The organism is Biostraticola tofi (genome assembly GCF_004343195.1).
Taxonomy (GTDB): domain Bacteria; phylum Pseudomonadota; class Gammaproteobacteria; order Enterobacterales; family Enterobacteriaceae; genus Biostraticola; species Biostraticola tofi.
In genome coordinates this window covers 746,751-769,180 of the sequence record NZ_SMCR01000001.1, presented here as the reverse complement: position 1 = coordinate 769,180, position 22,430 = coordinate 746,751, and the positions used below count along the sequence as shown (strand labels likewise).

20 protein-coding genes are annotated in these 22,430 nt (G+C 53.2%); 14 read left to right on the top strand and 6 right to left on the bottom strand.

The genetic code is table 11. The features are described from left to right. Positions 1–238 precede the first annotated feature (238 nt). From hisJ to hisP, 4 genes are all read left to right on the top strand, one after another. Positions 239–1,021, top strand: a complete 783-nt coding sequence (hisJ, locus tag EDC52_RS03355; RefSeq protein ID WP_131863903.1) for a histidine ABC transporter substrate-binding protein HisJ — start codon at positions 239–241, stop codon at positions 1,019–1,021. 77 nt (positions 1,022–1,098) lie between these two features. Beyond that, the gene (locus EDC52_RS03350; protein ID WP_131863902.1) at positions 1,099–1,785 is read left to right on the top strand and encodes a histidine ABC transporter permease HisQ; all 687 of its coding nucleotides are present in this window, start codon (positions 1,099–1,101) and stop codon (positions 1,783–1,785) included. After that, positions 1,782–2,489: an ABC transporter permease gene (locus tag EDC52_RS03345; protein ID WP_131863901.1), complete on the top strand. Its 708-nt coding sequence runs from the start codon at positions 1,782–1,784 to the stop codon at positions 2,487–2,489. Before EDC52_RS03350 ends, EDC52_RS03345 begins: the two co-directional genes overlap by 4 nt. 23 nt (positions 2,490–2,512) lie before the next feature. After that, positions 2,513–3,286 carry a histidine ABC transporter ATP-binding protein HisP gene (gene hisP, locus EDC52_RS03340; RefSeq protein ID WP_165911642.1) on the top strand — a complete coding sequence of 258 codons (774 nt, stop codon included), beginning with the start codon at positions 2,513–2,515 and terminating at the stop codon, positions 3,284–3,286. A gap of 37 nt (positions 3,287–3,323) precedes the next feature. Here the strand turns inward: hisP and EDC52_RS03335 are convergent, their stop codons facing one another. Continuing rightward, on the bottom strand, positions 3,324–4,226 hold the full coding sequence (locus EDC52_RS03335) for a TIGR01777 family oxidoreductase (RefSeq protein ID WP_131863899.1): 903 nt from the start codon (positions 4,224–4,226) through the stop codon (positions 3,324–3,326). Between the two features lie 235 nt (positions 4,227–4,461). Between EDC52_RS03335 and EDC52_RS03330 the strand changes: the two genes are divergently transcribed. Both EDC52_RS03330 and yfcD read left to right on the top strand, forming a co-directional pair. After that, positions 4,462–5,919, top strand: coding sequence for a PhoPQ-activated protein PqaA family protein (locus EDC52_RS03330; protein ID WP_230467933.1), 1,458 nt, complete (start codon positions 4,462–4,464; stop codon positions 5,917–5,919). A gap of 288 nt (positions 5,920–6,207) precedes the next feature. Further along, complete coding sequence (yfcD, locus tag EDC52_RS03325) at positions 6,208–6,780, top strand: NUDIX hydrolase YfcD (RefSeq protein WP_131863897.1); 573 nt, start codon at positions 6,208–6,210, stop codon at positions 6,778–6,780. Between the two features lie 286 nt (positions 6,781–7,066). Here yfcD and pta read toward each other — a convergent pair whose 3' ends face one another. Then, entirely contained in the window at positions 7,067–9,217 is a 2,151-nt protein-coding gene (gene pta, locus EDC52_RS03320) for a phosphate acetyltransferase (protein ID WP_131863896.1), read from the bottom strand. Positions 9,218–9,293: 76 nt separating this feature from the next. Next, positions 9,294–10,496, bottom strand: a complete 1,203-nt coding sequence (gene ackA, locus EDC52_RS03315; RefSeq protein WP_131863895.1) for an acetate kinase — start codon at positions 10,494–10,496, stop codon at positions 9,294–9,296. 352 nt (positions 10,497–10,848) lie between these two features. Here ackA and yfbV point away from each other — a divergent pair, with 352 nt between their 5' ends. The 4 genes from yfbV to EDC52_RS03295 all read left to right on the top strand — a co-directional run bounded on the left by yfbV (position 10,849) and on the right by EDC52_RS03295 (position 14,572). Continuing rightward, the gene (gene yfbV / locus EDC52_RS03310) at positions 10,849–11,304 is read left to right on the top strand and encodes a terminus macrodomain insulation protein YfbV (RefSeq protein WP_131863894.1); all 456 of its coding nucleotides are present in this window, start codon (positions 10,849–10,851) and stop codon (positions 11,302–11,304) included. Between the two features lie 159 nt (positions 11,305–11,463). Continuing rightward, on the top strand, positions 11,464–11,958 hold the full coding sequence (locus EDC52_RS03305) for a YfbU family protein (RefSeq protein WP_131863893.1): 495 nt from the start codon (positions 11,464–11,466) through the stop codon (positions 11,956–11,958). Positions 11,959–11,975: 17 nt separating this feature from the next. Then, on the top strand, positions 11,976–12,629 hold the full coding sequence (locus EDC52_RS03300; RefSeq protein ID WP_131863892.1) for a sugar phosphatase: 654 nt from the start codon (positions 11,976–11,978) through the stop codon (positions 12,627–12,629). Between the two features lie 110 nt (positions 12,630–12,739). Beyond that, complete coding sequence (locus EDC52_RS03295) at positions 12,740–14,572, top strand: SLC13 family permease (protein ID WP_165911641.1); 1,833 nt, start codon at positions 12,740–12,742, stop codon at positions 14,570–14,572. Positions 14,573–14,646: 74 nt separating this feature from the next. Here the strand turns inward: EDC52_RS03295 and EDC52_RS19830 are convergent, their stop codons facing one another. The 3 genes from EDC52_RS19830 to EDC52_RS03285 all read right to left on the bottom strand — a co-directional run bounded on the left by EDC52_RS19830 (position 14,647) and on the right by EDC52_RS03285 (position 16,781). Further along, the gene (locus EDC52_RS19830; protein WP_165911640.1) at positions 14,647–14,805 is read right to left on the bottom strand and encodes a hypothetical protein; all 159 of its coding nucleotides are present in this window, start codon (positions 14,803–14,805) and stop codon (positions 14,647–14,649) included. A gap of 25 nt (positions 14,806–14,830) precedes the next feature. Continuing rightward, positions 14,831–15,430: a 5'-deoxynucleotidase gene (yfbR, locus tag EDC52_RS03290; protein ID WP_131863890.1), complete on the bottom strand. Its 600-nt coding sequence runs from the start codon at positions 15,428–15,430 to the stop codon at positions 14,831–14,833. Between the two features lie 139 nt (positions 15,431–15,569). Beyond that, positions 15,570–16,781, bottom strand: coding sequence for a pyridoxal phosphate-dependent aminotransferase (locus EDC52_RS03285; RefSeq protein ID WP_131864093.1), 1,212 nt, complete (start codon positions 16,779–16,781; stop codon positions 15,570–15,572). A 1,037-nt stretch (positions 16,782–17,818) separates the two neighbouring features. On the opposite strand from EDC52_RS03285, the gene lrhA reads away from it, so the two are divergent. The 4 genes from lrhA (at position 17,819) to nuoC (ending at position 22,429) form a co-directional block, all read left to right on the top strand. Beyond that, positions 17,819–18,754: a transcriptional regulator LrhA gene (gene lrhA, locus EDC52_RS03280; RefSeq protein ID WP_131863889.1), complete on the top strand. Its 936-nt coding sequence runs from the start codon at positions 17,819–17,821 to the stop codon at positions 18,752–18,754. Positions 18,755–19,410: 656 nt separating this feature from the next. Continuing rightward, positions 19,411–19,854: an NADH-quinone oxidoreductase subunit A gene (locus EDC52_RS03275; RefSeq protein WP_131863888.1), complete on the top strand. Its 444-nt coding sequence runs from the start codon at positions 19,411–19,413 to the stop codon at positions 19,852–19,854. A gap of 17 nt (positions 19,855–19,871) precedes the next feature. After that, positions 19,872–20,546 (top strand): NuoB/complex I 20 kDa subunit family protein, encoded by a 675-nt coding sequence (locus EDC52_RS03270; RefSeq protein WP_131863887.1) that lies wholly within the window; start codon positions 19,872–19,874, stop codon positions 20,544–20,546. 83 nt (positions 20,547–20,629) lie between these two features. Next, entirely contained in the window at positions 20,630–22,429 is a 1,800-nt protein-coding gene (gene nuoC, locus EDC52_RS03265) for an NADH-quinone oxidoreductase subunit C/D (RefSeq protein WP_131863886.1), read from the top strand. Position 22,430 lies beyond the last annotated feature (1 nt).

The following is a 22,430-nucleotide window of genomic DNA, read 5'->3' as shown; positions in this document are numbered from 1 at the left end:
CATAATTGATCAAGGCGAGGATCATAATGGGGCGGGCCTGTTCTGCCCGTTTTACTGATTGTTCGTTTTACCTCCAGCAAGACATCGACTCGGCCTAGCCCAAACCCTGCGGACAGGCTGTTGATCCCGATAGCCGCCTTCTGTCAGAAAACCGATTGAAATGGCATGAAATGTGCAACTGATCCCGCTGAAAACATCACACAGTAAGCCTGAACGTATCATTATTCGAGGGTAACGTATGAAAAAGTTGTTTACAGTTCTTCCTCTGGTGTTAGCTCTGGCGTCGGCGGGAAGCGTTTACGCGGCCGTTCCAAAAAATATTAAAATTGGCACTGATCCGACTTATGCACCTTTTGAATCAAAAAACGCCAGTGGTGAACTGGTCGGTTTTGATATCGATCTGGCCAAAGAGCTGTGCAAGCGCATCGAAGCCAAGTGTACCTTTGTTGAAAGCGATTTTGATTCCCTGATCCCGTCGCTGAAAGCCAAGAAAATCGACGCTATCATCTCCTCATTATCTATAACCGAAAAGCGCCAGCAGGAAATCGCTTTTAGCGACAAACTGTATGCCGCCAATGCCCGCCTTATCGCCAAAGCCGGATCTGATATTCAACCGACGCTCGAGTCGCTGCGCGGCAAACGGGTAGGGGTACTGCAAGGTTCTACCCAGGAAGCCTATGCCAATACCCATTGGCAGCCCAAAGGCATTGATGTGGTGGCCTATCAGAACCAGGATCTGATTTATGCCGACCTGGGCTCAGGGCGCATTGATGTGGCCTTTCAGGATGAAGTCGCCGGCAGCGAAGGTTTTCTGAAACAGGCGCCGGGCAAAGGGTATGCCTTTGCCGGTCCGGCGGTAAAAGATGATAAATTCTTTGGCGTCGGTACCGGTCTGGGCCTGCGTAAAGCCGATACCGAACTCAAAGCGGCGTTGGATAAAGCGTTTGCCGAAATGCGCAAGGACGGCACTTACGACACCTTTGCCAAGAAATACTTCGATTTTGATGTTTACGGTGGTTAATCCTGTCATCTAGCGTTTGCCCGTGAGGGGCACGGGCAAACCGGTAATCTCATCCTCATCAGGACAGGACAGGCTGCATGCTTTTCGGTTATTCAGAACTCATTATCAACGGCACGCTGGTTACGCTTGAACTGGCCCTCAGTGCCGTATTGTTATCGGTGGTCATCGGTCTTGTTGGCGCCGGTGCCAAACTTGCCCGCAGTCGTTTGTTAGCGGGCGTCTTCGAAGCCTATACCACACTGATCCGCGGCGTACCCGATCTGGTACTGATGCTGCTGATTTTCTATGGCCTGCAGATAGCCCTGAACAGCCTGACTGAATCCATTGGGTTGGATCAAATCGACATAGATCCCATGGCGGCCGGCGTCATTACTCTGGGGTTTATCTACGGCGCCTATTTTACTGAAACGTTCCGTGGCGCGTTTATGGCGGTGCCGCGCGGCCAGATAGAGGCGGCCACCGCTTTTGGTTTTACCGCCAGCCAAACCTTCAGACGCGTGATGTTCCCGGCGATGATGCGTTTCGCGCTGCCCGGTATTGGTAACAACTGGCAGGTGATCCTCAAGGCCACCGCCCTGGTTTCGCTGCTCGGTCTTAATGATGTGGTCAAAGCGACCCAGCTTGCCGGTAAAGGCACCTATCAGCCGTTTTACTTTGCCCTGGTCGCCGGGGGGGTATATCTGATCTTTACCACCCTGTCCAATGGGGTGCTGCTGTGGCTGAACCGCCGCTATTCGCTGGGCGTGAAGAAGGCCGAACTATGATCGAGATACTGCAACACTATGGCCAGGCGCTGCTATGGAGCGACGGTTACCGCTATACCGGCCTGGCTGTTACCCTTTGGCTGCTGATTTCTTCGGTGGTGATGGGGGGCCTGCTGGCGGTATTCATGGCGGTAGCGCGGGTTTCGCCACGGCGTTATATCAGCCTGCCGGTATGGCTATTTACCTATATTTTCCGCGGTACGCCGCTTTACGTGCAATTGCTGGTGTTTTACTCCGGTATGTACAGCCTGGAAATTGTCCGCGGCACTGATTTGCTTAACGCCTTTTTCCGCAGTGGCCTCAACTGCACCATTCTCGCCCTGACGCTTAATACCTGCGCGTATACCACCGAAATTTTTGCCGGTGCCATCCGCTCGGTGCCCCATGGGGAAATAGAGGCTGCCCGGGCTTATGGTTTCTCCTGGTTCAAACTCTACCGTTCCATCATATTGCCCAGCGCTCTGCGTACCGCCATTCCGGCCTACAGCAATGAGGTGATACTGATGCTGCACTCTACGGCGCTGGCGTTTACCGCGACGGTGCCGGATGTACTTAAGATCGCCCGTGATATCAATTCGGCGACCTATCAGCCATTTTACGCTTTCGGTATCGCGGCGGTTATCTATCTGGCCGTGTCCTATGGATTGATTTCTTTATTTAAACAGGCGGAAAAGCGCTGGCTACGCCATGTCAAACCGCAATGAGCGACGAACAGCAGGATAAAATCATGTCAGAAACCAAACTCCTGATAAAGGAATTGCATAAACGCTACGGGGATCATGAAGTTCTGAAGGGCGTATCGCTCGAAGCACGTGCCGGCGATGTCATCAGTATCATCGGATCTTCCGGATCGGGTAAGAGTACCTTTCTGCGCTGCATCAACTTCCTGGAAAAGCCCAGTGAAGGTACTATCAGCGTGAATAACGTCGATATCCATATGGTGCGCGACACCGACGGCCAGTTAAAGGTATTCGACAAGAAACAGCTGCAGATGTTGCGCACCCGCCTGACCATGGTGTTTCAGCATTTCAACCTGTGGAGCCACATGACGGTGTTGGAAAACGTCATGGAGGCACCGGTGCAGGTGCTGGGCCTGAGCAAAAACGAGGCGCGGGAGCGCGCGGTGCGTTACCTGGACAAAGTTGGCATTGATGAGCGGGCCAGGGCCAAATATCCAATCAACCTGTCCGGCGGGCAGCAGCAGCGCGTGTCGATCGCCCGTGCCCTGGCAATGGAACCGGACGTATTACTGTTCGACGAACCCACATCCGCTCTGGACCCTGAACTGGTCGGTGAAGTGCTGCGCATCATGCAAAAGCTGGCCGAAGAGGGCAAAACCATGGTAGTGGTGACCCATGAAATGGGCTTTGCCCGCCACGTGTCCAACCATGTCATCTTCCTGCATCAGGGGGTAATTGAAGAGCAGGGCTCACCGGATGAACTGTTCGGCCAGCCCAAAAGCCCGCGCCTGCAGCAATTCCTGTCCGGATCGCTAAAATAAAGCCTTCACCGGCGCTATCTGACTGCGCCGGCACTGTTCATAGGGTGTTGACAATCTGCCTCAGGGCCGGTTTAAGCTCTGAATAATGGAAGCTGAAACCGGCCTGTTCCAGTCGCTGTGGCATCGCCTGCTGTCCGCCCAGCACCAGTACCGCACTTTCGCCCATCACCATTTTGATGACGCAGGCCGGCACGGTTAAAAAAGCCGGTCGACGCAAAACATGGCCTAAAATGGCGCTGAACTGCTCATTATGAACCGGGTAGGGCGCAACGACGTTATAGGGGCCATTCAGGCCGGGAGTGGTCAGCATGAACAGCAGGGCATCAATCATATCATCGATATGAATCCACGGCAGATATTGCCTGCCGCTGCCGATAGGCCCCCCCAGCCCGAGTTTATAAAGCGGCAGCAGTTTACCCATCATCCCGCCGTCCGGGGCCAGCACCACGCCGGTGCGGGAAATGATCACCCGGGTACGCGGGCCGGCAGCCTCCATGGCCAGCGCTTCCCAGCGCGCGCACAGTGTATGGGCAAAATCAAACGCAGGCGGCTCATCTTCCGTGACCACCGTCTGACCCTGATCGCCGTAATAGCCGGTAGCGGAGCCGGAAATAAACACCGACGGCGGCTTTACGCTCTGGCTGATAAGCCGGCTAAGGCGCTCAGTCACCTGCCAGCGACTGTCGCACAGACGTTTTTTCTGTTCGTCGGTCCAGCGCTTATCGGCGATAGGCTCGCCTGCCAGGTTAATGACGGCGTCAAACCCATCCAGATTATCGAATGAAGCAAGCGTCGTCAGAGTGGCGATATTGCTGCCCAGCTTTCGCTGCGCCGCCTGGGGATCGCGGGTCAGCACGGTAATATGATGGGATAGGGTGAGTAGCCGGGCCACCAGGCGGCTGCCGATAAGCCCGGTTCCACCGGTAATAAGTATCTTCATGACAAACGCCCCCGGTTATGCGGTATCACTACAGCATAGGCTATTCGTTAAGGAAAATATGATGGTCAGCGCAATAAGCTGTTACTCGTCGGCAACAAAGAAGGTGAAAAAGTAATGCTTGCAACAACACCGGCCGAATGACAGAGCAGCTTATCGACACAGATAATCTTGACGTGGTGTTCGTCGCGATTCGAAGAGGATTATTAATATGAATATCGAGGGATATCATCGAGCAATGATCACAACCGCTCCTGCCGCCCTGGCACCGCCTGTGTTGGCGACCGATGATCAAGTAGCACCGCTGTCAACAGTGATTTCGGATTACAGAATTGCGCTCGCCTCCCAGCCTCTGGACTATTCACTGATGGAAATAAAGCCACTCTCCGGTGTGACGCTGCATCGCTATCAACTGAACTCTCAGTCATGGTCATTGCGCGGTATCGTCGCTCCGGATCATTGGCAGCACGAGGTTGAATGTTATATCCCGGATGCAGCAAAGGAAAAAAACGCCCTGGTGGTCATCAATAATGGCGGCAATAATGACGGGTCAGGTAAGCCTGCCGCGCCGACCAACTTTGTTCAGGACCAACTCCATCGTATCGCCAGCCACACACAAACCATTGTTATTTCTGTCAGCAACGTCCCCAACCAGACGCTCAACTATCAGGGTAACAGCACGCCACTGGCTGAAGATGATAGCGTGGCATACAGCTGGGCGCTTTTTATGCAGGATCCGCAGCAAAACCACGATCAGTCCCTGCATATTCCCATGTGCGCCGCGGTATCACAGACAATGCGTCTGGCGAAGAGAGAATTGGCCGAATGGAAGATTGATAAGTTTGTCGTTACCGGGACGTCTAAACGTGGCTGGGCCGCTTGGCTGACCGCCATTTCCGATCCGGATGTCAACGGCGTCGTGGCGTTCACCATTGACCTGTTGGGAACAAAAAATTGCCTTAGACACATGTATAAATCCTATGGCAGCAGTTGGCCGGTGGCGTTCAATCCCTATTATAAACAAGGTATTGATAAGCTTATCGACACTGATGAATTTGAAGACCTGATGCAGGTGGAAGACCCCTTGTCTTATATCAATACTTCCCTCGGCAAGCGACTCAATATCAAAAAATACATTATCAATGCCAGTGGCGATGATTTTTATGTGCCGGATAACAGTCGTTTCTATTATAACCGTTTGCCGGGAGTTAAATCGCTCCGGATGGTGCCAAACGTCGCACATAGAGACATAGTGTCCATTACCGAGCAATCACTGATATCGTTTATCAACCGCTTTCAGCACCAGATCGAGCTGCCCGAACTCACGGAAAATGTTCAGCGTGATGTAACCCGAGGTAATACGCTGACGGTACGCTTTTCCGAACCTCCGACAAGCGTTATACAATGGACGGCGCACAATACCGAGGCAAGAGATTTCCGCTATGCCAGTGGGGTAAATTACCAGGAATCGCCGGTCGATCTGGCCGCCATGGGGGACAACATTACCATCCCATTGTCGACCCCGAAAACCGGATGGCAGGCCACTTACCTCGAAGCGACGTTCCATGACGGTTATATTGCGACTTCTCAGGTCTATATCTCTCCCGATGAACAGTATCCCGCGGCAGCGGGCACCCCAGCCCGCCATACGCTTCCCGGACGAGGACTGTTACCCGGGATGCCATCGCCGCAATGACCTCAATTCCCCATCGCTGAAGCCGTGATGCATATTCCCCCGCTATTGCCGTTTTAGTTTCATAACGGCCAGTGAGCCAAACGTTGAATTTCCCCGCTGCAGCGGCCGGCTCACTCTAGGCGGCGGGAAGGCGTTACTTTCACTGTCCGCAAGACTATTGCACAAGTCTCGATTACACTCTAAGTTATGACACATTAGGTCATCATTGTTCCAAAGTGGCATCATCTGCCGCCATGTTCAACAGCCAATGCGCGGCCCTCCCGCGTTTAACATTAAGGGTTTCAGAGGATGGAGCAACAGAATCAGCCTGCAGGTCTGGAGTGGGTAGACATCGTCAATGAAGACAACGAGGTTATCGCACAGGCAAGCCGACAACAGATGCGGGCAGAACGCTTGCGCCACCGGGCCACCTACATTGTGGTCCACGACGGCAGGGGCAGAATTCTGGTTCAACGTCGTACTGAAACCAAGGATTTTTATCCGGGCTATCTGGACGCCACGGCTGGCGGCGTGGTGCAGAGTGGCGAAAACGTCTTGGAATCTGCCCGGCGCGAAGCGGAAGAAGAACTCGGCATTGCCGATGTGCCTTTCGCCGATCACGGTTTGTTCTATTTCGAAAATGAATACTGCCGCGCGTGGGGCGCCTTGTTCAGTTGCGTCAGCCACGGTCCGTTCGCCCTGCAGGAAACCGAAGTCGACTCGGTCTACTGGCTGAGCCCCGAGGAAATCACCGCTCGCTGCGATGAGTTCACCCCTGATTCTCTGAAAGCCTTGTCACTGTGGATGAGCCGAAATAATCAGCAGCAATATGGCAAACCGTTAAGCCCTGAAAGCACCGACGCCGACGTTCGCCCCACCTGAGCCGGCGTCCAGCCAACGCCGACGCTCGCCCCACCTGAACCGGCGTACAGCCGACGCCGACGTTCGCCCCACCTGAACCGGCGTCCAGCCGACGATGCCCCTTTGCCGCTGTGCCTCCTCGGCGGGGGTCGATGTTGCCGCGGCGCTTTCGCTGCTAATGGGATGACACGCATAAAAAAAGACCGGGTCCGTACAGTACCGAGTCCGGTCTTTTTTCAGCGAGCCGAGTGACTGGGCGGCATTATCCGTCAGTCAGCGGGCCGGCAGCCCGCCAACGGTTCACCATTTATTTTGCGTCTTCAGCCTGCTGAGACTGGATAGCGGTCAGCGCAACGGTATAAACGATATCATCGACCAGTGCCCCGCGCGACAGGTCATTGACCGGCTTGCGCATGCCCTGCAGCATCGGCCCGATGGAAATCAGGTCAGCTGAACGTTGCACCGCTTTGTAAGTGGTGTTACCGGTGTTCAGGTCAGGGAAGATAAATACCGTGGCTTTGCCGGCCACCGGTGAGTTAGGCGCTTTTGACAGGGCAACGTCGGCCATGATGGCGGCGTCGTACTGCAAAGGACCGTCAATCACCAGGTCAGGACGTTTTTCCTGCGCCAGGCGGGTGGCTTCACGCACTTTTTCCACGTCGCTGCCGGCGCCGGAATTACCGGTAGAATAGGAAATCATCGCCACCCGCGGGTCGATGCCGAAAGCGGCAGCGGAATCGGCGGACTGAATCGCGATTTCGGCCAACTGTTCAGCGGTAGGGTCCGGGTTGATGGCGCAGTCGCCATAGACCAGCACCTGTTCGGGCAACAGCATGAAGAATACCGACGAAACCAGCGAGCTGCCCGGCGCAGTCTTGATAAGCTGCAGCGGCGGACGAATGGTATTGGCGGTGGTATGCACCGCACCGGACACCAGGCCATCTACTTCGCCCTGTTCCAGCATCAGTGTACCCAGCACCACGTTGTCTTCCAGCTGTTCGCGAGCCACCACTTCGGTCATGCCTTTGCTCTTGCGCAGTTCAACCAGACGCGGAACGTATTTTTCACGAGCGACCTCAGGATCGATTATCTCGATGCCCTGGCCCAGCTCAACACCCTGTACCGCAGCCACGCGCTTGATTTCGTCCGGGTTGCCCAGCAGGACGCAATGGGCGATGCCGCGTTCGGCACAGATTGCCGCCGCTTTAACGGTACGCGGTTCATCACCTTCGGGCAGCACGATACGTTTGCCCGCTTGGCGAGCCAGTTCAGTCAACTGGTAACGGAACGCAGGAGGAGACAGACGACGCGAGCGTTCAGAGCTGGCGGTCAGAGATTCAATCCAGCTGTTATTGATGTGGCCGGCAACGTAGTTCTGCAGTTTCTCAACCCGGCTGTGGTCATCGGCCGGTACTTCCAGGCTGAAGCTCTGCAGGCTGAGGGAGGTCTGCCAGGTGTTGGTTTGCACGGTAAATACCGGCAGACCAGTCTGGAAAGCGCGTTCACACAGCTTGTTGATGCGGGCATCAATCTCATAGCCGCCGGTCAGCAGGATGGCACCGACTTCGACGCCGTTCATGGCCGCCAGGCAGGCGGCAACCAGCACGTCAGGGCGGTCGGCAGAGGTCACCAGCAGCGAACCTGGACGGAAGTGTTCCAGCATGTTAGGCAGGCTACGGGCACAGAAGGTCACAGAACGCACGCGGCGGGTGTTGATATCGCCTTCATTGATGATGCTGGCACCTAAATGCCTGGCCATATCAATGGCGCGGGTGGCAATCAGCTCGAAATTCCACGGGATGCAGCCCAGCACCGGCAGCGGGCTGTTTTCAAACAACTGGGCCGGATCGATGTTGGCGACGCTGGCCTTGTTGGAGTCGTCAAAAATTTCAGACAGGTCAGGTCGGGTGCGGCCCTGTTCATCTACCGGAGCGTTCAGTTTGTTAACGATCACGCCGATGATGTTTTTGTTTTTGCTGCCGCCGAAGCTGGAACGCGCCAGTTCAACGCGATCCTTTAGCTGAGCCGGCGAATCGTTGCCCAGCGATACCACGAACACGATTTCGGCATTCAGCGTCTTGGCGATTTCATAGTTCAGCGCATTGGCGAACTGATGTTTACGGGTAGGCACCAAGCCTTCAACCAGCACCACTTCCGCATCGCGGGTGTTGGCATGATAGCGGGCGATGATCTCTTCCATCAGCGCATCCTGCTGGTTGTTGCCCAGCAAAGATTCGGCGTAGCTTATCTGTAGCGGATCAGCTGAAGGAATGGACGAATTGGCACGAATGATATTGGTGGTGGAATCAAGGCCATCTTCACCAGAGCGGGGCTGTGCAATGGGCTTGAAAACGCTCAGGCGCACGCCCTTTTGCTCCATGGCGCGAATGACACCCAGGCTGACGCTGGTCAAACCGACGCTGGTGCCTGTTGGGATCAACATGATTGTACGGGACACGGCTAAACCTCTTTGAACGGTTGCTCGTTAGTCAAAAATAATTCCACCGGCCTGGGCCGGTGGAACGGGGAGTCGCTTATGCGGTAAGACGCGCTGCGTCCTGCGCAATGACCAGTTCTTCATTGGTCGGGATAACGATGGCCGGGCGGCTGGCATCGGTGGTAATGGTGCCGCTTTTGCCGAAACGGGCAGCCAGGTTGCGTTGGTGATCGACTTCGAAGCCCAGCAGAGCCAGTTTTTTCAGCGATAGCTCACGCACCATTGCGGCGTTTTCGCCGATACCGCCGGTGAAGATAACCGCGTCAAGACGGCCATCCATCAGCGCAGCGTAAGAACCGATGTACTTGGCCAGACGGTGGCAGTACACGTCCATCGCGCGACGGGCGTCAGCTTTTTCCTGATAGTTGTCTTCGACATAACGACAGTCGCTGGTGACTTCGGTCAGGCCCAGCAGGCCGGATTCCTTGGTCAGCAAATGGTTGATTTGCTCGACGGACATGCCCATGGCATCATGGAGATGGAACACGATCGCCGGGTCGATATCGCCGCTGCGGGTGCCCATGACCAGGCCTTCCAGCGGGGTCAGGCCCATGGACGTGTCAACACACTGGCCGTTACGGACCGCAGTGACAGAACCACCGTTACCCAGGTGGCAGGTGATAAGGTTCAACTGTTCAACCGGCTTGTTCAGCACTTTGGCCGCTTCACGGGTTACGTAGAAATGGCTGGTGCCATGAGCGCCATAGCGACGAATAGCGTGATCTTTATACAGGCGGTACGGCAAGGCATAAAGATACGATTCTTCCGGCATGGTCTGATGGAACGCGGTATCGAACACGGCAACGTTTTTGTTAGCCAGGTCAGGGAATGATTTCAGCGCTTCGGCTATACCTATCAGGTGAGCTGGGTTATGCAGCGGGGCAAACGGGATGGAATCCTTGATGCCCTGCAGTACCTCGTCATCGATGATGGCTGACTGGGTAAAGTGCTCGCCGCCGTGCACGATGCGGTGGCCGATAGCGGTTAATTGAGCCGATAGTTCTGGTTTTTTTGCCAGAATAGTATTAACAATGAAACGCAGGGCTTCGCTATGGGCAGCGCCGGCACCTAATGCAGCTTCTTCTTTGCCGCCGTCCAGCTTCCATTTGATACGTGCTTCGGGCAGGTTGAAGCACTCGGCGAGACCGGAGATATGTTCTTCACCATTCGCAGCATCTATGATGGCAAATTTCAGTGAAGAACTGCCACAGTTAAGAACCAGTACAAGCTTACTCGACATGGAAGTACCTATTTGTTATGCGTGGTTAATAAATGGTCAAACGGACTTTAAGCGTAGCGCATATCGTCGTTGACATTTATGATTAACATCATGTCCAGGTTGAATTCCTGACATGAACTAATAAAACGGGTGTAGAGCACTATTATGAATGCCGTTCGGTTTAAGGCCTATCTTAACATCATGAGCCAGTCATGTTGGCTGAGTTTGGTTACGACGACTGAATTCCATGCCGAATGGCGGCAATAGGATAGCGATTGACGGCTTTAAAAACAAAATATTTTTGAATGTTATAAAAGTAGCTTGTGGTTTTGCACAAAAATTTTAAATTTTATTCGTAAAGTTGAGGTCCGCTATGGCAACGACACCTTCAGGTTCGGTCGGCTGGTTCCAGATTTTCCAACGCGGACAACGCTATATGAAAACCTGGCCGGTGGATAAGCGCCTTGCGCCAGTGTTCGCCGAAAACCGCGTCATCCTTGCCACCCGCTTCGGCGTGCGCTTCATGCCGGCGGTGGCGGTTTTTACCCTGTGCTGGCAGATTGCGCTGGGCGGGCAGATAGGCCCGGCTATCGCCACCGCCATTTTCGCCTGCAGCCTGCCGATGCAGGGACTATGGTGGCTGGGCAAGCGTTCAATTACGCCATTGCCCCCTACGCTTTTGCACTGGTTTCACGATGTGCGCCACCGGCTTAACGACGCTGGGCAGTCGCTGGCCCCGGTAGAAGGAACGCCGACCTATCAGATGCTGGCCGATACGCTCAGCAGGGCATTCAAGCAGCTTGACAAAACGTTCCTTGATGAGCTTTAACCGGTCTTCGCCGTACACCGGCCGCATCCGGACGAAATTTCATCTGCTGATGTTTTAAATCAAACAAACAACGGCTTGCGGTACCGCCGCGTCAAACATTATGCCATGCTGCTACCCGGCTAAATTTGGCGGTATCAGTGACTACTTCAGGAGTGGATAATGGAAATGACAAACGCCCAGCGGTTGATTCTGTCCAACCAATACAAAATGATGGCGATGATGGATGCGGAAAACGGCGAGCGTTATCGCCGCCTGCAAACCATCATCGAGCGGGGCTATGGCCTGCAGATGCGCGAACTGGATCATGATTTTGGCCAGTTGAGCGAAGATGTTTGCCGCACCATCATCGATATTATGGAAATGCATCATGCGCTACAGGTTTCCTGGTCGAATCTTAACGATCGCCAGGATATCGATGAGCGCCGTCTGTCGTTCCTCGGCTTTGATGCAGCCACCGAAGCCCGCTATCTTGGCTATGTCCGCTTCATGGTATTCACCGAAGGGCGCTATACCCATTTTGACTCCGGTACCCACGGCTTTAACTCCCAGACCAAAATGTGGGATAAATACCTGCGCATGGTCGCTGTCTGGCAGTCATGCCCGCGCCAGTATCATCTGAGCGCCGTTGAAATCTCTCAAATCATCAACGCCTGAAAACCGGAGGTAGGACAGTGCAAGGTAAAGGATTTCTGTTTGATCTGGATGGGACGTTAATCGATTCGCTGCCGGTAGTCGAGCTGGCCTGGGGCAACTGGGCAACCCGGCGTGGCGTGCCGGTAGAGCAGGTGTTTGATTTTATCCATGGCAAACAGGCCATTACTTCACTGCGCCATTTCATGCCCGGCGCCAGTGAGCAGGAGATCCAGTCCGAGTTCAGCCTCCTCGAGGCGTTCGAAGCCGGCTGTACTGATGGCGTCACTGCGCTGCCGGGGGCCGCTGCCCTGCTTGAACGCCTGACCGAGCTGAATATCCCCTGGGCTATCGTCACCTCAGGTTCACTGCCTGTCGCGTCTTCCCGCCTGAAGGCCGGTAATCTACCGCTGCCGGAATGCCTGATTACCGCCGAACAGGTGGCGCGGGGCAAGCCTCAGCCCGACGCCTACCTATTGGGCGCCAGCCGGCTGGGCCTGAGCCCGGCCGATTGCATCGTGGTGGAAGATGCCATCGCCGGTATCCAGTCAGGACTGGCGGCAGGCTCGCCGGTGATTGCCGTCAATCCGCCGGCGCATACCCCACAGCTGGACGCGGTGGCCATGCATATCTCTGCGCTTACGCAACTGCTGGTTGAACCCGACAACCACGGCTTTCGGGTCAGCAAGGCCTGAATCCGGACGGTTATCTGCACATTGCCTAAAAGATGATTCAGCCCCGTATCAGCGGGGCTTTTTTATGGCATGATTTACACGTGGATCATCCCCTCATTTCAGGACGCTGCGTGAATTACGAACTCTTATGGGTGCTTGCCCTGCTGCTGGTTGCAGTGGTGCTGTTTACCACCAACAAGGTGCGAATGGACGTGGTCGCCCTGCTGGTGATCATCGCCTTCGTCCTGAGCGGTACCTTGAGCCTGGCGGAGGCAACCGCCGGCTTCAGCGATCCCAACGTGCTGCTGATTGCGGCGCTGTTTGTGATAGGAGAAGGCTTGGTACGCACCGGCATCGCTTATCAGGTGGGTGAGTGGCTGATGAAAGCGGCCCGAAACAGTGAAACCCGCATGCTGGTGCTGCTGATGATAACCGTGGCGGCCCTCGGCGCGGTAATGAGTTCCACCGGCGTGGTGGCGATATTTATCCCGGTCGTGCTCAGCGTCTCGCTGAAAATGAAGTCATCCCCAGCCCGACTGCTGATGCCGCTGAGTTTTGCCGGGCTTATCAGCGGCATGATGACGCTGGTCGCCACGCCACCCAATATGGTGGTCAACAGTGAACTGCTGCGCGAAGGCGTCGCGGGTTTCGGCTTCTTTGCCGTTACCCCGATAGGCATCGTAGTACTGGCGATGGGCATCGGCTATATGCTGGTGGCGCGCTACTGGTTGGCCACTGACAGTACCCAGTCCCAGGGTGAGCAATGGCTGCGGCGAACCTTCCGCGATTTGATTCATGATTATCACCTGTCTGGCCGTGCCAGGCGACTGGCGGTCCGTCCCGGCTCCCCCCTGATCGGACATCGGCTCGATGACCTGGGCCTGCGTGATCACTACGGCGCCAACGTCGTCGCCATAGAACGCTGGCGCAAGTTTCGCCGTGTCATGGTCAGCGTCAGTAGTAATACCGAACTGCATCAGCGGGACGTATTACTGATTGACATGTCGTCCTCAGACATGGATCTGCGTCAATTCTGCAGTGAAAAAATGCTGGAACCGATGATCCTGCGCGGTGAATATTTTTCAGACCAGGCAAGAGATGTCGGCATGGCCGAAGTCACCCTCATTCCCGACTCCGAACTGCTGGGTAAAAGCCTGAGGGAAGTCGGCTTTCGCAGCCGCTATGGCGTCAATGTGGTTGGTATTCGCCGCGCCGGTCAAGCGCTTGACGGCAAGCTGATAGATGAAGAACTACAACTGGGGGATATTTTGCTGGTGATTGGCGACTGGAAGCAAATCCGCCAGTTACAGCAGAAAAAGCATAACTTCCTCCTGCTCAGTCTACCTGCTGAAGTAGACGATGTCGCCCCGGCGGTAAGCCAGGCGCCCCATGCCTTGTTTTGCCTGGCGCTGATGGTCGCCATGATGCTTACCGAGGAGATACCCAACCCGATTGCCGCGATTATCGCCTGTATCCTGATGGGAAAATTCCGCTGCATTGACATGGAAAGCGCCTACCGATCGATACACTGGCCCAGCCTGATACTGATCGTCGGCATGATGCCTTTTGCCCTGGCGCTGCAGAAAACCGGCGGAGTAGCCCTGGTCGTCAGCATGCTGATGCAGATTTCCGGCGGGGCAGGGGCGCATGTCATGCTCATCAGCCTGTTTTTACTTTGTGCCGTCATTGGCCTGTTTATATCCAACACCGCCACCGCCGTACTGATGGCACCGATTGCCATCGGTGCCGCCCGCGAAATGTCGGTCTCACCTTACCCGTTCGCCATGATCATCGCCATCGCCGCCTCGGCGGCATTCATGACGCCGATATCATCGCCGGTCAATACCCTGGTGCTGGCCCCCGGCGGTTACAAGTTCGGTGATTTCGTGCGGCTGGGCGTCCCTTTCACACTACTGGTCATGGGGGCCAGCGTTATCCTGGTGCCGATACTTTTTCCGTTTTAAGCGGCCCGTACTGGCATATCAAAAACTTATTGTTCTAGCACATCTAAGACACAGTGTTCTGGCATATCAAAAACTTATTGTTCTAGCGCATCTAAGACACAGTGTTCTGGCATATCTAAAACATATTGTTCTGACATATCTAAAACATATTGTTCTGATATATGTAAAACATATTGTTCTAGCATATCTGAGACATATTGTTCTGACATATCTAAAACATATTGTTCTGACATATCTAAAGCGGATTGCCTTGTCTTTTTACAGTGGACTGTCCTGGCTTATCTCATCCAACGAAAGATTAAAGCTCGGCACAAAACGCGCCATAAACCACTCCATCTCGGGGCTGTTGCGCTCGGTAAGGGTCTTTTCCAGTCTGGCCATCGCCAATTGGAATTCCTTGTTACCGGCAGAAATCTCTTCCAGACACTTCAGATAGGCGCACAACGCATCGGCCTGCTTAACCACTGACCGCTCTTCAGGCAAATGATAATTTTCATCAATCAGCGAACGATAGTCATCCCGAAGTTCTTCCGGCAGCATATCAATCAATTTCTGCTGAGCGATCCGCTCAATGTTTTTGTACTCATGAGCAATCTGCGCATTGAAATACTTGATAGGGGTCGGCATATCGCCCGTCAACACCTCGCTGGCATCATGGTACATTGCCAACAGCGCTATGCGCTCTGCATTCAGTGTGCCGCCAAACATCCGATTCTTGATAACCGCCAGCGCGTGGGCCACAAAAGCGACCTGCAAACTATGCTCAGACACATTCTCAGTGCGAACATTACGCATCAGCGGCCAGCGATTAATTAATTTCATACGGGAGAGATGAGCGAAAAAATGGCTCTGGGACATAGCGAATCCTTACAGCTGAAAGGCAGAAACACTATTGTGGGCAACACACCAGCGGAATGCAAACCGATAAGCCCCCGCCATCATCAACAACGCCCAGCGCCGATGCCGAACTGCGCGCGTGTTGAAGGGAGACCCGCTCTCACTGATGATATTTTTCCAGAAAACGCGCAAACCGGCCGATCGCCACATCCAGCTCATCAACTCGCGGCAGCGTCACGATCCGCAAATGATCCGGCCACGGCCAGTTAAACGCACTGCCCTGCACCAGCAGTACCTTTTCTTGCAACAGCAAGTCGAGCACCATTTTTTGATCATCAAGGATATTGAATTTACGGGCATCAACGCGGGGGAACATATACAGCGCGCCGCTTGGCTTGACACAGCTCACGCCAGGAATCTCATTAATCAGTTCCCAGGCGCGATTACGCTGTTCATAGAGCCGTCCGCCCGGATGGATGAACTCACTGATGCTCTGATAGCCTCCCAACGCTGTCTGGATCGCATGCTGCATCGGCACATTAGCGCAAAGCCGCATCGACGCCAGCATTTCCAGCCCCTCAATATAGCCGCGGGCATGTTTTTTGGGGCCATTCAGCACCATCCAGCCCTGACGAAAACCCGCCACCCGATACGTTTTGGATAGCCCGTTAAATGTCACGGTCAGCAAATCCGGTGCCAACGCAGCAATAGAATGATGCTCTGCAGCGTCATACAGAATTTTGTCATAAATCTCATCGGAGAAAATAATCAGATTATGTTGACGAGCGATCTCCACCAGTTCCAGCAGCACCTCTTTACTGTACACCGCACCGGTAGGATTATTCGGGTTGATAATCACCAGCCCGCGGGTACGCGGCGTGATCTTGCTGCGAATGTCAGCCAGGTCCGGAAACCAGCCCGCTTCCTCATCACAGAGGTAGTGCACTGCACTGCCGCCGGAAAGCACCACCGAGGCGGTCCACAGCGGATAGTCAGGCGCTGGAATCAGCATCTCATCCCCGCTGTTCAGCAGCGCCTGCATCGACTGCAGAATAAGCTCGGAAACGCCATTGCCGATATACACATCCTCGACGGTGATATCATGCATATCACGCGCCTGGTAATGCTGCATAATCGCCTTACGCGCCGAATACAAGCCCTTCGAGTCACAGTAACCCTGGGCGGTCGGAAGATTACGGATAACATCGACCAGAATCTCATCCGGCGCATCAAAACCAAACGGCGCAGGGTTGCCGATATTCAGCTTAATGACTTTATTGCCTTCCTCTTCCAGACGCTTGGCTTGCTTCAGCACCGGTCCGCGAATGTCATAACACACATTTTCAAGCTTACTGGATTTCTCTACTGGGATTGTCACGATATTGAGCCTTATAAGAGCCAGCGTATTCCCACCATGGAATCGCGCAATGCGCCTAATGTACTCTTCTCGTTGCCGTTTTTGAAGGAGGCTAAACCGCTTTGACGACAAATCACCGCCAAGGAAATGAAAAGGGGGCAGGCGGACTTTTAGGACATGGGTTGAGCCGGACTATCGATGGCGCCAACCATGACAGATGTTCATTATGGCTCTTTGCAACATAGATGATCCTGAGTGAACGAGCAGGTCGTTTTTTGAACTATTAGCGGAAATAATAATCTACTGAATGACAGAGTTATCGGCCGGCCAAGGTATAGCCCCATAAAAAATCAGGCTATGTGCTCTGCGGAATACTGCAAACGCGGCACCAATAGCACTATTGGCTATGGTAATGCCGTTAAAGGCCTGTCACCCTCATTCAACAGGGAATCAGGCCATGCCCTGTATTAATAAACACCTGTATAAAGTAAGGTGTTTAATAATTAACGCAATAATTTGCCCCTTCAAAATTATTGTTGTTTCGTTTATGGTAGTTATTTATGGTATAAATTTAGCTGTGAGTCCATTTCTCATCAAAGTAATAATTTAGGTTTAGAAACAATAGTTAAGAAATTCTTATGTTATTAAGTAAAGCTGAATTGCGGAATATCCATTTGCCTCGAATATTCAGTCTCGAGTCTTTTTTTTAGTGTGAAATTCAATTAATGACATTTAAGAATCGGACGTTACAAAAGCCGTTCTCAATTTTCACCACTCGCTGGTCGGATGATATCCTTACGAAATTTAGCACTTTGCGGATGATAAGTGCTGGGTTGTGACAACACTGGCTAGGTTTTATATATGTTGAGCCTTGAATGGGGATTAGCGCGGCGTTAACGCCAGATTAAAGCGCATATCAGCATAGCGGATTGCCAGGCACGGCATCGCCATGCTTGCAGGTTCCAGGCTCATAGCAGTATTGCTTGGTTGCATGTTTTTTGAAACACCAGGGCAGTAGTTTGTAATTAGAATTCATAAAGTGAAGACAATATATGACCAATGCAAATCGTCCCGTGCTCAATCTTGATTTGGATTTATTGAGAACGTTTGTTGCCGTCGCTGACCTTAACACTTTTGCTGCCGCAGCGGCTTCTGTTTGCCGTACACAGTCAGCAGTCAGCCAGCAAATGCAACGATTAGAACAGCTTGTTGGAAAAGAATTGTTTGCCCGTCATGGTCGAAACAAACTATTGACTGAACACGGCATACAATTACTCGGTTATGCCCGGAAAATTTTGCTCTATAATGATGAAGCTTGCACCTCACTCATGTACAGCAACATTCAGGGAGTACTGACTATCGGCGCTTCTGATGATACCGCCGATACTATCCTGCCTTACTTGCTTAATCGTGTTACACGTGTCTATCCCAAGCTCTCGGTCGATGTCTGTGTAAAACGCAGTCCCCAGATGTTAGACATGCTGACTAAAGGCGAGGTGGATCTGGCGATTACCACGCTTAATTTGCAGCAGCATCCCTATGTCACATTACGTACTTCGCCTACCCTATGGTACTGCGCAGCGGATTACCGTTTCATTCCTGGTGAAATAATTCCTCTGGTGGTGCTGGATGAGCCGAGTCCGTTCAGAACACTGGCGATTGAATACCTGGAAGCTGCTGGCCTGCCGTGGCGCATTGCCTATATAGCCTCTACGCTTTCAGCAATACGTGCCGCGGTAAAATCAGGGATGGGTATTACTCTGCGTCCGGTTGAAATGATGAGTCCTGAGCTTAGGGTGTTAGGCCGCAATGAAGGCATGCCTGCGGTTCCCGATACACAATATGTGCTGAGTAAAAATCCTCACTGTGAAAATGAGCTGGCCATGGCCATTTTCAGCGCCGTGCAGTCGGGCAATGATCCTTACAACCAGCAGCAGCCCCCATCAGTCGAGGGTGAGGGCGAGAGTTCACTGGCAGTGGATAAGTGAAAATAAGCCTAAGGTAATAAGCCACTATTATGAGTGGCTTATTTCTTTTAAGTGTTTATTTGGCACACTTCATGAGTAACTCATCTATCAAGCCGTGAAAAACGCCATTAACTGCATATTTACATCCGCTTACATCCCACTTTATTTTTTCTGAGATGGGCTCGCCTCGAGCTCACAGTACATCGAGCCCTATTGAATAAATGAAATGGCGTTTCAATATAAATAGGCTAAATATCAAACAGCAAATTCGCTCGATCCGTGCTGAAATGTCCCTAAACTGTGTGCTGGATCAAAAAATATCCTTACCGATAACGGGGAATCGTCCGATTTACGATGTCGATGTTATAATTAACCGCGCCAAAGGCTAAAACCTTATGGGCTCAGGGTTTGAGCTCCCCTTAAACTGACACGATTAAGCTTAGGCCGTCCGCATCATATGTTAATCAGTTAACAGAGATGTAAATTACCATGATGTTTCTTTTGTCTTGATTGACAAAAGGTTATGAAAAGGAGTAAAAAACCCCACATAATGGCTGTGTATAGCTGTAGTATCAGCCAAGTGCGGTTATTTTACTTTCCTTCCTGTGAATCGATGTGGCGTGGCCAACTGCCGAGATAAGAGCAGGGTGCCGAACGCTACTTTTGACGAGTAAGCAATGACAATGTCAATAGCCACTGAAGTTACTGCCCATAACTGGGCCTTCGCTGTATTCCTTGTCGGTGCAGTTGGTCTGTGCTGTTTTATGCTGCTTGGCGGCTTCCTGCTGGGTGGCCGCGCCCGCGCCCGTCATAAAAATACCCCATTCGAATCGGGCATAGAAGCGGTCGGAACGGCTAGACTGCGCCTTTCAGCCAAATATTATCTTGTAGCCATGTTTTTCGTCATTTTCGACGTTGAAGCCCTTTACCTTTATGCCTGGTCAGTTTCCATACGGGAGGCAGGCTGGATCGGTTTCATCGAAGCGGCAATTTTCATTTTCATTCTGTTGGCGGGTTTGGTTTATCTGGTCCGTATCGGCGCCCTGGAATGGACGCCTGAACGTTCACGCCGGCTGCGCAAAGCCGGTCCGATTGCCGAAAACCAACGTCATCAGCAGTAATAGCGAGGCTTATAAAAATGGACTATACACTGACCCGTGTTGATCCGGACGGTGAGAATAACCGTTATCCCCTGCAAAAGCAGGAGACCGTCGGCGATCCCCTGGAGCAGCATGTTCACCGCAGCGTTTACATGGGTAAACTTGAAAACGCGTTGCATAACGCCGTGAACTGGGGCCGGGGAAATTCATTGTGGCCTTATAATTTCGGCCTTTCCTGTTGCTATGTGGAAATGACCACCTCTTTTACTGCTGTCCATGATGTGGCCCGCTTCGGTTCTGAAGTTATCCGTGCCTCACCACGCCAGGCCGATTTCATGGTTATCGCCGGCACGCCTTTTACCAAAATGGCGCCGGTCATTCAACGCCTTTACGATCAGATGCTGGAACCCAAATGGGTGATATCGATGGGAGCCTGTGCCAACTCGGGCGGCATGTATGACATTTATTCGGTTGTGCAGGGTGTAGATAAATTCCTGCCGGTCGATGTTTATATACCGGGTTGCCCGCCGCGCCCGGAAGCTTACATCCAGGCGCTGCTGCTGCTGAAGGAATCGATTGGCAAAGAACGCAGGCCGCTTTCATGGGTCGTCGGTGATCAGGGCGTCTATCGCGCCAATATGCCGTCGGAACGTGAGCGTAAGCAGGGTGAGCGTATTGCTGTGACCAACTTGCGGTCTCCGGACGAGATTTAACGCGCATCGACAGCCGGCGTTTGTCTGTTCAACCCATGCGTTGAGGACCCAAGCCGGTACGGCCTAAATTTGGTGATAAAAATATGACAGATTTAACTACGCAACAGGATGCCCTGCCGGCCTGGCACACCCGTGATCATCTAGATGATCCGGTGATTGGCGAATTGCGTGACCGATTCAGCTCGGATGCCTTTACCGTTCAGCCAACCCGCACCGGCATTCCGGTGATCTGGGTCAAACGTGAACAGATTCTCGAGATTCTGACGTTTTTAAAGAAACTGCCCAAGCCCTATGTCATGCTGTATGACCTGCATGGGGTAGACGAGCGACTGCGTACCCATCGTGAAGGCCTGCCAGCGGCGGATTTCACCGTGTTCTATCATCTGATATCGATTGATCGCAACCGCGATATCATGCTCAAGGTCGCGCTGTCGGAAAACGACATGCATCTGCCGACCATCACCAAAATATTTCCCAATGCCAACTGGTATGAACGTGAAACCTGGGAAATGTTCGGCATGACTTTCGACGGCCATCCGCATCTGACCCGTATCATGATGCCTAAAAGCTGGGAAGGTCATCCGCTGCGCAAGGATTATCCGGCGCGGGCGACGGAATTTGATCCCTATGAGCTGACCAAACAGAAAGAAGATCTGGAAATGGAAGGGCTGACCTTCAAGCCTGAAGAATGGGGCATGAGCCGCAGCACCGAAAACGAAGACTTCATGTTCTTGAACCTCGGGCCGAACCATCCCTCCGCCCATGGTGCTTTCCGTATCATTTTGCAGCTCGATGGCGAAGAAATCATCGACTGCGTACCTGATATCGGTTATCACCACCGCGGCGCGGAAAAAATGGGCGAGCGGCAGTCCTGGCACAGCTATATTCCGTATACCGACCGGGTTGAATACCTCGGCGGCTGCGTCAATGAAATGCCTTATGTGCTGGCGGTTGAAAAATTGGCCGGCATTGTCGTGCCGGATCGCGTAAACGTCATTCGGGTCATGCTGTCCGAGCTGTTTCGCATCAACAGCCATCTGCTGTATATCAGTACCTATATTCAGGATATCGGCGGTATGACGCCGGTGTTCCTGGCATTTACCGACCGTCAGAAAATTTATGACGTGGTCGAAGCCATCACCGGTTTTCGTATGCATCCGGCCTGGTTCCGTATCGGTGGCGTGGCCCACGACCTGCCTAAAGGCTGGGAGGGGCTGTTGCGTGAATTCCTCGACTGGATGCCCAAGCGCCTTGACGGCTATGTCAAAGCGGCGCTGAAAAACAGCGTGCTGCGCAACCGTGCAGAGGGCGTTGCCGCCTACAATGCCCAGGAGGCCCTGGACTGGGGCGTTACCGGTGCTGCGCTGCGCGCTACCGGCATTTCATTCGACGTGCGTAAATGGCGCCCTTATTCCGGCTATGAAAACTTTGATTTTGAAGTGCCGGTCGGCGACGGCATCAGCGACTGCTACAGTCGGGTTATGCTGAAAGTCGAAGAGATGCGACAGAGCCTGAGAATACTTGAGCAGTGCCTGAATAACATGCCCGCAGGACCGTTCAAGGCCGATCATCCGCTGACTACGCCGCCGCCGAAAGAGCGGACGCTGCAGCATATCGAAACCCTGATAAACCACTTCCTGCAGGTGTCTTGGGGTCCGATCATGCCGGCTAACGAGTCATTCCAGATGATCGAAGCCACCAAAGGGATCAACAGCTACTACCTGACCAGTGACGGCAGCACCATGAGCTATCGGACGCGTATCCGCACGCCGAGCTTCCCGCACTTGCAGCAGATTCCTTCGGTAATTCGCGGCAGCCTGGTATCCGATCTTATCGTTTACCTGGGCAGTATCGATTTCGTAATGTCTGACGTGGACCGTTAAT